The sequence below is a fragment of the Tepidibacillus infernus genome, from assembly GCF_048898065.1.
GTDB lineage: Bacteria > Bacillota > Bacilli > Tepidibacillales > Tepidibacillaceae > Tepidibacillus_B > Tepidibacillus_B infernus.
Genome location: NZ_JBLWFI010000001.1, coordinates 2,276,677 through 2,290,941 on the forward strand (window position 1 = coordinate 2,276,677; position 14,265 = coordinate 2,290,941).

Here is a 14,265-nt window from a genome sequence, read left to right on the forward strand (position 1 = left end):
ATAGATTTTTCTTTTTTTTTTAAAATTTAATATTCTCATGAAGGTATTTTATGAAAAATATTGAATATTTAAACTAATATATATAAATCATGATTCATAGGAGGAAAGCGCATGAGCCAAGAATTAATTTTACCGAAACGATTATTGATGGGTCCAGGACCTAGTGATGTTCATCCGCATGTTTTAAAAGCAATGGCAACCCCATTATTAGGACATTTGGACCCGACCTTTCTTAATATTATGAATGAAACCATGGAATTGATTCGCTATGTTTACGAAACAAAAAATCAAGTAACGATTGCGATGTCAGGTACTGGCAGTGCTGGTATGGAAACGGTATTTGTGAATCTGATTGAACCAGGAGACAAGGTCATTATTGGGGTTAATGGTTTATTTGGTCAGCGGATGGTTGATGTTGCAAAAAGAGCAGGGGCTGAAGTGATTCAAGTTCATGCAGAATGGGGAAGAATTATTAATCCAGCTGATATAGAAAAAGCTTTAAAGAATTATTCCCCTGTAAAAGCAGTAGCGGTGGTACACGCAGAAACATCTACAGGTGCAAACCAACCATTAGAAGAAATAGCAAAACTAGCGAAAGAATATGATGCTTTAATGATTGTTGACGCTGTTACTTCACTAGGTGGAACGAAAGTTGGGGTAGATAAGATTGGGATTGATGCGGTCTATAGCGGTACGCAAAAATGTCTTAGTGCTCCCCCAGGACTATCCCCAGTCAGTTTAAGTGATAAAGCGGTTGAAGTTCTAAAAAGCAGGAAAACAAAAGTACAAAGCTGGTACCTTGATTTGTCAATGATCCAGGCTTATTGGGGACAAGAACGTTTTTATCATCATACGGCACCGATCTCGATGATTTATGCACTTCATGAGGCATTAAGATTGATTAAAGAAGAAGGCTTAGAAGCTACCTTTAAACGTCATGAACAAAACGGACGTGCTTTGCAAGCGGGAATTGAGGCGATGGGATTGGAGTTATTTGCGCAAGAAGGTTATCGCTTACCTATGCTCACCTCAGTCAATATTCCCGATGGTGCTGATGATATGAAAGTACGCAATTTATTACTCGAGCGTTATGGGCTTGAAATCGGAGGAGGTTTAGGACCCACAAAGAATAAAATTTGGCGTGTAGGCCTCATGGGATATTCTTCTCAAAGAAGTAATGTCATTCAGTTCTTAACGGCATTGGAGTCAATCTTATCCGAGTTAAAAATTAAGATCAATGAAGGGGAAGCTGTAAAAGTTGCCGAGAATTACTTAAATAATCATGAATAGTATCGCTTCACCATAGAGTAAAAAACAGGTTTGAGCCCTAATTTTTGCAATGCTTGAATTACAGGTTGAGTAAATCTCAAAACATTAAGGTAGGTCATTAATATTTCCTCTCCTTACACACCTTTACTTCTTTGCATACTTTAAAAATAAATTAGAAACGCTATTAAAAAGAAAAGAGGTGAGTAAAAATGAATTTTCATAGAGCAGAGGAAATTCTTCAAGCGGAAGAAACGATAGAGGTCTTTTATGATGATCAATCTGTTTGGATTAATAGCCTTGATTCTCAAACAGGAACTGCTGAAGTAACAGATATGGATAATCATCGTTTAAAGGTTCCTGTTGATGAACTTACTGAGGGTAAAGTGATATCGTAAGAAACTGAGAAAACCATCAAAGTATCAAAAAACCATGAACAAGGGTGAACATTTCCTATCGGTCATGGTTTTTTCATTCTATGATATATTATCAAATTATTTTTTTTATCTGCTTATCAGATACTTGCAAGAGATCAGATACAATCGACAAGTCACCAATTGGATAAATGTGAACACCTTGAACGATCCCCTTTATCTCCTCAATTAATTTTTGTGCTATCTCTATTCCTGCCTTTCTACCCCCCTGTTCTACTTTGGCAATCATCTCCGATGAAATATGGATACCTGGTACTTTTTCATTTAGATAATAAGCCATTTTCACACTCTTTATAGGAAGAATGCCAAAAATGACATGAACTGGTAGGTCTCTTATTTTCTCTAAAAATCGTTCTACTTGGGAAAGTTCATAAACAGGCTGAGTTTGAACAAATTCCACTCCAGACTCAATCTTTCTTTTTAGTTTTTCCACTTCAAGCTCTAGGTCATCATTACCAGGGTTTGCAGCACCGCCGATAAAGAAATCAGTTGCGCTGTTTAAAGGATTGCCTGATAAGTCCTTTCCTTGGTTGAGTTGATAGGCAATGTTGGCTAATCCTGTCGAGTCGACTTCAAAGACTCCTTTTGCTTGTGGGTGATCTCCTCTAGCTGGTGAATCTCCTGTTAAGGTGAGGATGTTTCTAACACCTAAAGCTGCAGCACCTAATAGTTCTGATTGCAGTCCTATGATATTGCGGTCACGACAAGTTAAATGGAATATCGCCTCTATCCCCATATCCTGTTGAATCACATGTGCTAAAGCAATGGGACTCATTCGTAGTGTAGCCATGGGGCTATCTGCAATATTTACCGCATCCACAATCCCCCTCAAAAAGGTAGCCTTCTCTAAAACAGGCATTGGATTTGCTCCTTTGGGCGGTTCTAATTCTACTGTGGTGACAAATTTCCCTAACGTTAATTTTTCTTTTAATCCATGAATTTGATAGATACTCATTATGATCTTCCCCCTAGCTTTATTCCTTCTTCTTCCACCCTTTCTTCATGATGACAACTTAATGCAGGATAATAGATCATTTTTGTGCGATGGTTTACGTTTTGTTTCAATGCTAAAATTTGTTCCTCATTCCCCTTTACCAGATGGCCTACCAAAAATCCCTTTTGTACAGAGATGGTTTCTCTTTTTATCATTTCTAATTCAAATTGGTGTAGCTTTACTTGCCAAAACATTTGATCTGCACTAGTCATTGGATGATGTTGCTCATGAATGATTAACCAAAATGGATTTTCTATTGATTCTGTAACCGTGGCCGTTGTTTCTATTTCCTTTTTATGGTGATAGGAATAGGTTGGATGTTGAAGAACGTCTACTAAATCCTCTACAATTGCACTAGCTGTAGGAAGAGAGCCTGCTCCTGGACCTTGTAAAAATAAGCGGCCAACAACATCAGTTTCAATGATGATCGCATTATCTACCCCTTCAACACTATACAATGGATTAGACTCTGCTAAACAGGTTGGTTCTACTCGGACATTCCAGCCTGTATCTGACTTATAAAGTGATGCAACTAGTTTCATTCGTAAGCCTAGTTCTTCAACAAGAGCCAATTGTTCCAGCGTAACCTCCGAGACACCAATCTTTTTCACTGAAGTCCAGTTTGGTCGTTCAGGAAAGATGATGTCACTTAAAACCATTAATTTATAAAAAGTATCCCAGCCCTCAATATCATTTGTAGGATCTGCTTCTGCAAAACCTGCAGCTTGTGCTTCCTTTAACGCCTGTTTGAAGGAAATTCGTTTTTTCCTCATTTGACTCAGAATATAATTCGAAGTCCCGTTTATAATCCCTTGGATTTTTGTAATTTGATTCACTTGAAGCAATTGTTTAATCGTCCGAATAATAGGAATTCCACCAGCTACACTAGCTTCAAAGGCTAACATTACCCCATATTGTTTCGCGATTTCCTTTAATTCAGCTCCATTAAATGCCATTAATTCTTTATTTGCTGTAATCACATGACAACCTTTTGAGAGTGCCTGAATGATATATTGATAGGCAGGATCTCTTCCCCCTATCATTTCAATGACTACGTCTAATTTAGGTAATTGTAAAATATCCTGATAATTCGTTGTAACGAGAATAGAATCCCTCATCTCCAAAACTCGTTTCTTCTCTATATCCTGAATCAAAATCGCAACGACTTCAACAGACTTGCCTAAGATATGTTGTAATTGTTTTTGATGGGAAATGATCGTTTGATATACACCAGTTCCCACCGTACCCAAACCTAGTAAGGCTACCTTAATCGATTCCATATAAACCCTCCTTTACAATCGATCCCCATTTATCAAATTCGACTAAAAAACCATCATGGCCATAAATCGTATCGATCTCATAAAAATTTGCATGACCTCCTAATTGACGATAGGCCTCTGTTAGCTCCTTTAAACTTTCTGGCGGATAAAGCAAATCCCCTTTATAGGCAATTGCGATCATAGGGACTTTTAATAATTTCAAGGCTTCTTTCCATCCTCCACGGCCACGACCGATGTCATGACTATCCATCGCCTTAAGTAAATATAGATAGCTATTGGCATCAAAACGTTTTGTTAATTTATCTCCTTGATAACTAAGATAAGATTCTATTTCAAACGTAATTTCATCGTGGGAATTCCCCCACTCATTACGAAGGCTCCTCTGAAAACGTTGATTATACAACTCTTGTGAACGATAAGTAATCATTCCTAACATACGTGCAAGACTTAATCCATGATCAGGTTTATCTTCCAATGGATAATTTCCATGATTCCATTTAGGGTCATAAATAATAGCAAAGCGGGACATAGCATTAAAAGCGATGGCATAGTCACTTAAATAAGAAGTCGCAGCAAGGGGAAATAGCTTATCCATAAAGGTAGGGTAAAGAATTCCCCATTCCAAAACTTGCATTCCACCTAATGACCCTCCAATCACTGCATGCACATGATCAATACCCATTTTCCTTAATGCTTTGTATTGAGCATGAACCATATCCCTGATGGTAACAAAGGGAAATGAAGCACGATAAATCTCTTTATTGTCAGGGTTTATACTTAAAGGACCTGTTGTACCATTACATCCACCAATCACGTTTGTCGTAATCACTTGATACTCATTCGTATCAATCCATTGATAGGGGCCAATCATCCCAGACCACCAACCAGATGTCCCATCATTTCCATAAGCAAATTGATTTCCTGTCAAACCATGACACACTAATATAACAGGTGCACCAATGGAGCCTACCCTCTCATAAGCTATATGAGCTTGTGGTAAAATCGTTCCAGATTCAAGCATTAAATCTCCAATTTCTATTTTTCCATACTCATAATGAAGATTGATCTCTGCCACCGCCATCCTTACTCCTCCTCTTCATCCATTCAAATCCCCTAAAAAAGTAAAATCCCCTTCCTAAGAAGAGGGATTAAAAAACCATCTCTTCAAGAAGAGATGGTGATCGCCGCTCTTCTTATCTATCAGAACATGAATGTTCTGCAGGAATTGGCACCGCGTTTTATTTAAACCGGTTGCCGGGCTTCATAGGGCCAGTCCCTCCGCCTCTCTGGATAAGAATTTCCTTTATTAAATTAAATGATTAATACAAGAATACAATGCATTAAAACAGATTGTCAAGGGATTTTTTTTAAATGATTCCTTTGTTTTAATCACCTATTCTGCACAGGTTAAATATATTGTTATGGAAGCCTATATATGCGGGGTGAATCAATGGCTGTAATAAAAGCTAATTCAAAAGACGTGAAACTGTTGGCTAGATTAATGAGGGCTGAAGCTGAAGGTGAAGGGAAGCTTGGCATGCTAATGGTCGGTAATGTTGGAGTTAACCGTGTACGTGCTAGTTGTTTAGACTTTAAAAACATTCGGACAGTTAAGCAGATGGTTTTTCAATCTCCTGGTGGATTTGAAGCGGTTCAAAAATCTTATTTCTATCAAAGAGCCAGAACACAGGATATCCACCTAGCAAGAAAAGTGATTAGAGGTAATAAATACCATCCAGCCACTCGAGCATTATGGTTTTTTGAACCACTAGGTCCGTGCCCAAGAACATGGTATAACCAACCCAATGCGGGGCGCTATAAAGACCATTGTTTTTTTCACCCTACTTACAGTAATTGCCCTTCCGTTTACCGAACTTATTAAAGAGGAGTTGAATTTCGATGTATCCTTACAATCCATACTATTATGATTCATATTTAATCAATCCCTATGATATGAATATGCCCGATTACATGCAACCAATGGTACCACAACAACCAATGGTACCAATTCCACCATCACCTGAAACAGGAATCGATGTGCCTGGTCTTTTACCAGCAGAACAATCTTATATTGAAAATATTTTAAGACTTAATTTGGGAAAAATTGCAACGATTTATATGACTTTTGAAAACAATAAAGAATGGAATGCCAAAGTATTTAAAGGTAGTGTGGAAGCTGCAGGTCGCGATCATATTATTATTAGCGATCCACAAACTGGAAGACGTTATCTTTTATTGATGGTTAATCTTGATTATATCACTTTCGATGAAGAACTAAACTATGTTCCTCCAACTGTCAGATTATAGCCTTTTAAAACAGAAGGGACACCTTTAACGTGTTCCTTTTATTTTTGCATCGGCTCTAGTTCTCTTGCAATTTCTTCTTTCTCTTTTTTGGATAAGATAAGGCTAACCATTGAACTTCCATTTATTATAAAAAACAAGCCCCATATCGCTACAGGGCTCATGTGCTCAAAATTTGTTTTTACTGTAATTTGGCTAACACTTCTTGCTCTACATATTCCTTAATTTCTTCAGCTGTTTCCATTTGTAATACTTTTTGTGCCACATTTTTCATTTCAGACACATTCAACTTACGGATCAGGGATCGTGCAGGTAGGACGGAAGAAGCACTCATGCTAAATTCATCTAAGCCCATTCCTAAAAGAATTGGAATCGCTGTAAGATGCCCTGCCATTTCTCCACACATTCCAGCCCATTTACCTTCTTTATGAGCAGCTTGAATCACCATATGGATCAAACGTAATACAGCAGGGTTGAATGGTTGATACAAATAGGAGACTTGTTCGTTCATTCGATCCGCTGCCATCGTGTATTGAATCAAATCATTGGTTCCAATACTAAAGAAATCCACTTCTTTAGCTAATTGATCTGCGATAATGGCGGCTGCAGGAATCTCAATCATCATTCCTACTTCCATTTCTGGATTAAAAGGAACCTTTTCATTGATTAATTCTTGTTTTACTTCTTCTAAAACCTGATTGGCTTGGCGAAGCTCTTGAAGTGAAGCAATCATGGGATACATCAATTTAATATTGCCAAATACACTTGCCCGAAGAATTGCCCTAAGTTGGGTTTTGAAAATATCGGTTCGGTCCAAGCATAAGCGGATCGCCCGATAACCCAAAAACGGATTCATTTCCTTTGGTAGGTTAAGATAAGGTAACTCCTTATCCCCGCCAATATCTAAGGATCTGATCACAACAGGGCTTTCTTGACTAAACATTTCAGCTACAGTTTTATAAGCTGCAAACTGTTCTTCTTCAGAGGGTAAATCACTTCTACCCATGTAGAGGAATTCGGTACGAAATAAACCAATCCCTTCTGCTCCATTTTCTAAAGCGCCTTTACCATCTTGAGGGTTGCCGATATTTGCTACGATTTCAACTTGATGTCCGTCTGCAGTAATCGAAGCCTCATTTTTTAAGGTTTTTAGTTCAGCTAAATGCGCTTCATACTGTTCTTTTTTTGTTCTGTATTCCATAACCAGATCATTTTCAGGATTGATATAAACGATTCCCTCATTTCCATCAATAATGACATAATCCTCTTGATTGGTCTTTTCAAGAATATCCTTTAATCCTACTACAGCTGGAATCTCCATCGATCTTGCCATAATTGCTGAGTGAGAGGTTCTTCCTCCAATATTCGTAGCAAAGCCTGCTACCATTTCACGATTTAATTGGGCAGTATCTGATGGTGTTAAGTCATGAGCAATCAAGATGACCGGCTCTGCAAACTCATCTAAAGACATTTCTTTAATCCCTAATAACCGTTTTAAGACCCTACTGCTTACATCACGAATATCTGCAGCACGCTCTCTCATATATTCGTTATCCATACTTTCAAAGATCATAATAAATTGATCTGTAATCTCTTGTAATGCTGCTTCTGCATTGATTAAATCGGTCTTAATTTTGTCTTTTACAGCACCAATATACTCTGGGTCTTGTAGCACAAGAATATGCGCTGAAAAAATTTCTGCTTCCTTTTCCCCTAATTTTTGCAGCGCCTTTTTCTTAATTAGTTCCAATTCGTCAATCGCTAGTTTTACTTTTTCTTCAAAACGGTTGATTTCTTGCTCCACTTGCTCTGCTTGAAGGGAATGCTTCTTTACTTCAATCTTGTCTTCTTTCAAAAGAAAGGCTGGCCCCATCGCAATACCTGAGGATGCTGCAATGCCTGTCCAATTCATTTATACAAACCCCCTTATCCCATGATTAAAAGAAAAATGATTACTCAAGGACAGATTCTAGAATCTCACCAATTGCATTTAGTGCCTCTTCTTCTTTTTCTCCACTGGTTACCACGGTTACTTGGTCTCCTTGTCTAATTCCTAAGGACATCACGCCCATAATACTTTTTGCATTTACGGTTTTATCCCCTTTAACTAAGGTGATTTCTCCAGGGAATGAACTTGCTTTTTGTACTAATAATGTAGCTGGTCTTGCATGAAGACCAGCTGGGTTTTTGATTGTAAATACTTTTTCCATAATGAAATTCCCCCTATTTAATCATCTATCTAAATAAAACTTTAATCTTTCTTATCGATGATTGCAACCTCTGTTTCCTTGGCAACAGCTTTTCCCTTATTCACCTTTAATACCTGGTTCTCTTGTAAATTTGTGAAAACAATTGGTGTAATCGTTGAAGTTGCATGTTTTTCAATATACGACAGGTCAACCTTTAATAATGACGTACCTACTTCAACTTCATCCCCTTCATTTACTAATAATTCAAATCCTTTTCCCTCAAGTTTCACGGTATCGATTCCCACATGAATCAAAACTTCTAATCCACTATGAGAGACTAAACCAATCGCATGTTTGGTTGGGAATGCATTTACCACTTTTCCTTTAATCGGTGAAACGATTTCCCCTTTTTCCGGTTTCATAGCGAAGCCATCCCCCATCATTTTCCCTGCAAAAACTTGATCAGGCACTTCAGTGATGTCAATCACTTCACCTGTTAGAGGAGCAACGATAAATTCAACACCATCGACTACTGTTTCAATATCACTTGTTGTAGATGGAGCTGCTTTCACATCCTTAATCTCCTCAGGACTTTTTCCATTGATGACAGCTTTGATTTGCTCTTTTAATTGATCTGATTTTGGGCCAAAGATGGCTTGAATATTATTTCCTACTTCTAGAACACCTGCAGCACCAAGCTGTTTAAGGAGATCTTTATTTACTTTACTGATATCATGAACAGATACCCGTAAGCGTGTAATACATGCATCTAAATTAGCTATATTTTCTTTTCCTCCAAGTCCTTTCAAAACACCTACGGCTAAATTACCAGCCTTTTCAGTGCCTTGAACTTGTTCCTCATCTAATTCGCGACCAGGCGTTCTTAAATTCCAAATGCGAATCGCAAAGCGGAAGCCGAAGTAGTATATAACAGAAAATACTAAACCAACAGGAATAACTAACCACCAATTTGTTCGGTTAGGTAATACACCAAATAAAATATAGTCAATCACTCCACCTGAGAAGGTCATCCCAATCTTTACATTTAAAATATGCATAATCATAAATGACAAACCAGCAAAAACTGCATGAACTGCAAATAATGCAGGAGCCACAAAAAGAAAAGTAAACTCAATTGGCTCTGTAATCCCTGTTAAAAAAGAGGTTAAAGCTGCAGAAGCTAAAATTCCTCCAACTAATTTGCGTTTTTCAGGACGAGCTTCATGATACATCGCTAACGCAGCAGCAGGAAGTCCAAACATCATAAATGGGAATTTTCCTGTCATAAAAGTACCTGCCGTTAATGGAACCCCATCCTTTAACTGAGCAAAGAAGATCGATTGGTCACCACGAATCACTTGACCCGCTTTATTCACATATTCACCAAATTCAAACCAGAAAGGTGAGTAGAAAATGTGATGCAAACCAAATGGAATGAGCGAACGTTCAATTAAGCCAAAGATAAAGGCAGCTAAGGTTCTATTCGTATCAATCATGCTATAAGAAAATGTATTTAATGCATGTTGAATGGGCGGCCAGATAAAAATCATCAGAATCCCTAATAGAAGTGCTGATCCAGCGGTTACGATCGGTACAAAACGCTTACCAGCAAAGAACCCTAAAAACTGTGGCAACTCGATATTGTAATACTTTTTGTACAGATAGGAAGCTAAAATACCAACAATGATCCCCCCAAACACCCCTGTTTGTAAGGTTGGGATTCCCACAACCATGGCATAGGACTTATCTGCAGCAACCATATCTGGCGTTACACCTAAGATGACACCCATCGTAATATTCATGATTAAGAAACCAATGATTGCGGCAAGTCCTGCTACCCCTTCACCTCCAGCTAATCCTACGGCAACTCCTACCGCAAACAACAACGATAAATTTCCAAAGATGATTCCCCCAGCTTCTTCCATCACTTTTGCAACTAATTGAAATGTCGGATTCGATAAAAAAGTAAGCCTTTGCACTAATGCTGGGTTTTGGAATGCATTACCAAAAGCAAGCAATATTCCCGCTGCAGGCAGGATGGCAACTGGAAGCATCAGCGATTTTCCTACTTGTTGTAGGATACCAAATATTTTTTTAAACATAAAATCAACCTCCAATAGTAATTTAAACACAAAAAAGACATGAGAAATTACCAACTTATACAACTTAGGATGTCGCATAAATCGGAAATTTACTCATGCCTGATCGAATCAGTTACACGATTCTTTACTTTGTATTCATTTTCTGATAGATTCGCTCAATATGTAGCGTAAGATAACTTACTTCTGCTTCTGGTATCTGTGCCTTTAATTCATTCTGCATGATTTTAACGAGTTGCCAACTAAGATTATAGCATATGGGATATTCTTTCCGCAATAAGGTAGTTAATGGATGATCTTGGTCAAGAAATTGGTTTCTCTCTGTCCTCTCAATCGCAAAACGAAGATGAGTGATTAATCTTGCATAATCTATGGAATCTCGATCAATTTTAATTTCCAATTCGTTTTCTATCACTTGTATCAATTTACCAATAAGGGAAGAAAATTGGTTCATCTTGGAAACGCTTTGCTTTGTTTTTGCACTGTGCAAATGGAGGGTAATAAACCCGATCTCATCATCAGGAATTTCCATTTTTAAAAGTTTACTTAACATGTTCACTCCATCTTGAGCCAAAGCATATTCCTCAGGATAAAGGCTACGAACTTCATGTAAAAATGGATTTTGGATTTGTATCCCTTGTTTTAAACGTTTAATCGCAAACGAAATATGATCAATAAAAGAGACAAGAAATTGTTCAGTAAGCTTAACTTCTAATCGGTCCTCTATATATTGAATATAATCGTTAATGGCATGGATAATCTCTTCTTCAGTTTCGGTAAAAATCCGTAACATCGTTTCTCGATTGTTATCGGAAGAGAGAACAAATATTTTTTCTATTGATGAGTCGTAGGGAATCCATTCTCCCTTTTTTCTATTAAAACCAATCCCTTTACCTAGGAGGACAACCTCTTTCTGAAATTCATCTACTGCTAAAACCGTATTATTATTTAATGTTCGTTTAACCAGATAACTTTTTCCTTCATTCATGAGATTCATCCTTGTCTTCGTGCTATATAATAAATATACATGATATGAAAACGTTTTACCAGAAAGAAAAAGCTATCCTCATCATTTATCGGATAGCAATGTTCCATATAGCAATTAAACTGCAGTTGGATGGTTTGCTTTGAACGAGTTATTCTCCATGTTTGCCTCGTTTGCTTTGTTTTCCTCTTTACGTTGGTTCGTGTATCGAACCCAAAAGATCACTACGATAAAATATCCTAAATACGCTAATAACTCTTCAATCGATGGGTGGTGGGAATAACCAAACATGGCTTTCATAAAGATTCCTACTTGGCCACTGATTAGTGGTTGTTTTCCTGTGTCTCTAATATACTGTGCGGCATCGATTGGATGTTCAGGCATGAAGCCAATAATATTATATACTTCAGGCATTGCACTACCCATGATTCCTAAATCTTGCATCATGCCAATACCTTGGACTAACAATCCAGCAGCAATCATCATAATCAATATACCAGTAATTTTGAAAAAGGTTTTTAATGGGAAACGGACAAGTCCTTTAAACATTAAATAAGCAATGACCGCAGAAAGAATTAAACCAAACAAGGCGCCTTTACTTTCAATGGCTCTAGTAATATCTCCCCCTGTTATAGCTGCAAAGAAGAAGACTGTTTCTACTCCCTCACGGAGAACAACTAAATAAGCATGTGTCACCATGCCAATGACACTACCAGTTGTGACGATTTGCGAAAGTTTATCTTGTGTCTTAGTATGCACGTCTCTATTGTTTTCATTCATCCAAAAAATCATTTGCGTTAAAAGAACGCTTGAGACTAACATAATTCCTAACTTCATATAATTTTGACTTCCCATTGATGTAAATCCAGTCAAAACTACCTGAAAGATTAATGCCATTAATAAGCTTGAAATAACTGCGCCAAATGCACCAGTCCAAACCCATTTATTATATTTTGCTCGGTCCATTTTTTTTAAATAAGTAATGATGATCCCTATAATGAGAAAAGCTTCTAACCCTTCCCTAAAGGTGATTAAAAATGCCTGAAAATCCATTCTCCTTTTCCCCCTTAAGACAATCTAATAGATTCGTTCCCATCATAAGTATATGGCTATTTTCACTATTATGATATTGTTATCTTTATTATGACGATAATGATAATCATTATCATTTGTAAATATTTTATTGCAAATCATTCTCATTGTCAATGCTTTAATTTTTCATATAACTCTGGCAATGCTTCATATAAGACGATCTGATAGTAAGTAGGATAAAGAAATGAATCTGCTTCGGTTTGAAAAACAGGTTTTAAATAAGGTGCGTACTTTCCCTTCTGTTCTCCGAAACCATCTAAAACAGCATTCGTCACCAAAATACGCCGATTCTCCCCATAAATAAGGATTTGATTTTCAAAATCTGCTGGATTCCTTAAACGAATGGTTTGAAAATCAGGATATAAATATTGAATCACCCTTTGCTCTTCCCAGGTAAAAATCGTTGTTTGTTCAGGATGATAGGATTGGTTGATTTGATTCGCCAGTTGTACCATCGGCGGTTTTTCAACTGCATACTGTTCTACTAATGGAATCGATGTAATCATCGTAACGAAAGCTAATCCTAAAAATATCAGTTTAGAAAGCCGACCTATTTTCCCTAGACTCCATACAAAACCTATCAATATGAATGGGATCAAGATTGCAACATGCCGCGGTTTATCTAAATTTTGCCCAATAAAAGCCCAAAGAATATAAGGGATTGTACTAAGTAAATAGAGTAGGCAACGGTAGGATTTCATCGATTGAAAGTGAAAGTATTTTGGAAAAAGCCGAATCTTTTTACTTACTTTTAAAAAGTGATAAACGATCCATAGCAATCCTCCAAATAGAAAAAAGGAAATAATCCAACTTTTCCCCCCAAGGCTTACCCAAATCAGTTTGATAATGCTTTCAACTCGATCTAGATAACGTGGGCTAGTTAATACAGTTCCTCCCCAATCGGTAAAATGTCCAGAAGTAAAAGCAATTCCTAACCTCAAGTAAGGAAGAAGTCCCCCTTCTGTATAAGCCACTGGAAAAAACCATAATGCTAATCCGAAAAAAAGTGATAAGGCCATCAATACAGTATGCCTTAATAAAGTTCTCCATTTGATCCTTTGTTGAAGATCAAAGCTAGACATGAGAAGTGGTAGCAAAAGGACTGCGACAAAAGGAAAATAAGAGATTCTTACGCCCATGGCTAATCCATAAACAAATGAAGCGATGATTCCTGTACGCAGATACTCGGATTGAGTTAAGGATTGATTGAAGGTACGGGAGATAATCCACAATACGACCCAAATCATCATCATCCCCAAACTATCTGACATCGGTTGTTCAGCCATTAGCCATAGCAGTGGATTAACGGCAGAAAGGATTGTAGTAAAAAGAGCGATCTTTTTCCCTAGCCAATTCTTTATCGTGAAATAGATAAGAGGTATCATGATGATTCCAGCGATAGCACTTACCAGACTTAGTGAAATAATGGGTTCACTCACCAACTTGTTCATCCATTTTGTAGGTAAAAGGTATAAAGGGTACCCTGGAAAATGAGGCTGCATGTTGTAGATATCATATCTAACAACACCTAACGCAAAATCGACCGTATCCCAACTATCAGGATAGCGGCCGATATAAAGCAAACGGGGGATTGCAATAACACCCAAAGCAAAAAAGATCAA

The 14,265-nt window shown here is 37.5% G+C and carries 13 protein-coding genes and 1 riboswitch; of the genes, 4 read left to right on the plus strand and 9 right to left on the minus strand.

Features of this window, described 5'->3' with window-relative positions:
• Positions 1–111 precede the first annotated feature (111 nt).
• Together TEPIDINF_RS11380 and TEPIDINF_RS11385 are read left to right on the plus strand one after the other, a co-directional pair.
• The gene (locus TEPIDINF_RS11380; protein ID WP_421692023.1) at positions 112–1,290 is read left to right on the plus strand and encodes a pyridoxal-phosphate-dependent aminotransferase family protein; all 1,179 of its coding nucleotides are present in this window, start codon (positions 112–114) and stop codon (positions 1,288–1,290) included.
• Positions 1,291–1,478: 188 nt separating this feature from the next.
• A complete protein-coding gene (locus TEPIDINF_RS11385; RefSeq protein WP_069798669.1) occupies positions 1,479–1,664 on the plus strand; it encodes an H-type small acid-soluble spore protein in 186 nt (61 codons plus the stop codon).
• A 91-nt stretch (positions 1,665–1,755) separates the two neighbouring features.
• Here the strand turns inward: TEPIDINF_RS11385 and TEPIDINF_RS11390 are convergent, their stop codons facing one another.
• From TEPIDINF_RS11390 to metX, 3 genes are read right to left on the minus strand one after another with little or no spacing between them, the layout of a single operon-like run.
• Positions 1,756–2,655, minus strand: coding sequence for a methylenetetrahydrofolate reductase (locus TEPIDINF_RS11390; protein WP_421692024.1), 900 nt, complete (start codon positions 2,653–2,655; stop codon positions 1,756–1,758).
• Positions 2,655–3,974 (minus strand): homoserine dehydrogenase, encoded by a 1,320-nt coding sequence (locus TEPIDINF_RS11395; protein ID WP_421692025.1) that lies wholly within the window; start codon positions 3,972–3,974, stop codon positions 2,655–2,657. Before TEPIDINF_RS11395 ends, TEPIDINF_RS11390 begins: the two co-directional genes overlap by 1 nt.
• On the minus strand, positions 3,961–5,055 hold the full coding sequence (gene metX, locus TEPIDINF_RS11400; protein ID WP_421692026.1) for a homoserine O-acetyltransferase MetX: 1,095 nt from the start codon (positions 5,053–5,055) through the stop codon (positions 3,961–3,963). The genes TEPIDINF_RS11395 and metX overlap by 14 nt, the downstream gene beginning before the upstream one ends.
• Positions 5,056–5,164: 109 nt before the next feature.
• Positions 5,165–5,271, minus strand: a riboswitch (SAM riboswitch).
• 153 nt (positions 5,272–5,424) lie between these two features.
• Between metX and TEPIDINF_RS11405 the strand changes: the two genes are divergently transcribed.
• Both TEPIDINF_RS11405 and gerQ read left to right on the plus strand, forming a co-directional pair.
• Complete coding sequence (locus TEPIDINF_RS11405) at positions 5,425–5,856, plus strand: cell wall hydrolase (protein ID WP_421692027.1); 432 nt, start codon at positions 5,425–5,427, stop codon at positions 5,854–5,856.
• Between the two features lie 17 nt (positions 5,857–5,873).
• Entirely contained in the window at positions 5,874–6,281 is a 408-nt protein-coding gene (gene gerQ / locus TEPIDINF_RS11410; protein ID WP_068726762.1) for a spore coat protein GerQ, read from the plus strand.
• A gap of 178 nt (positions 6,282–6,459) precedes the next feature.
• Here the strand turns inward: gerQ and ptsP are convergent, their stop codons facing one another.
• The 6 genes from ptsP to TEPIDINF_RS11440 all read right to left on the minus strand — a co-directional run bounded on the left by ptsP (position 6,460) and on the right by TEPIDINF_RS11440 (position 14,265).
• Positions 6,460–8,190, minus strand: coding sequence for a phosphoenolpyruvate--protein phosphotransferase (gene ptsP / locus TEPIDINF_RS11415; protein ID WP_421692028.1), 1,731 nt, complete (start codon positions 8,188–8,190; stop codon positions 6,460–6,462).
• A gap of 40 nt (positions 8,191–8,230) precedes the next feature.
• Positions 8,231–8,488 carry an HPr family phosphocarrier protein gene (locus tag TEPIDINF_RS11420; protein WP_068726767.1) on the minus strand — a complete coding sequence of 86 codons (258 nt, stop codon included), beginning with the start codon at positions 8,486–8,488 and terminating at the stop codon, positions 8,231–8,233.
• Positions 8,489–8,529: 41 nt separating this feature from the next.
• Complete coding sequence (ptsG, locus tag TEPIDINF_RS11425; protein WP_421692029.1) at positions 8,530–10,569, minus strand: glucose-specific PTS transporter subunit IIBC; 2,040 nt, start codon at positions 10,567–10,569, stop codon at positions 8,530–8,532.
• 124 nt (positions 10,570–10,693) lie between these two features.
• Positions 10,694–11,554: a glucose PTS transporter transcription antiterminator GlcT gene (gene glcT, locus TEPIDINF_RS11430; protein WP_421692030.1), complete on the minus strand. Its 861-nt coding sequence runs from the start codon at positions 11,552–11,554 to the stop codon at positions 10,694–10,696.
• A gap of 114 nt (positions 11,555–11,668) precedes the next feature.
• Positions 11,669–12,604, minus strand: coding sequence for an FTR1 family iron permease (locus tag TEPIDINF_RS11435; protein WP_069799146.1), 936 nt, complete (start codon positions 12,602–12,604; stop codon positions 11,669–11,671).
• Between the two features lie 149 nt (positions 12,605–12,753).
• A complete protein-coding gene (locus tag TEPIDINF_RS11440; protein WP_421692031.1) occupies positions 12,754–14,265 on the minus strand; it encodes a glycosyltransferase family 39 protein in 1,512 nt (503 codons plus the stop codon).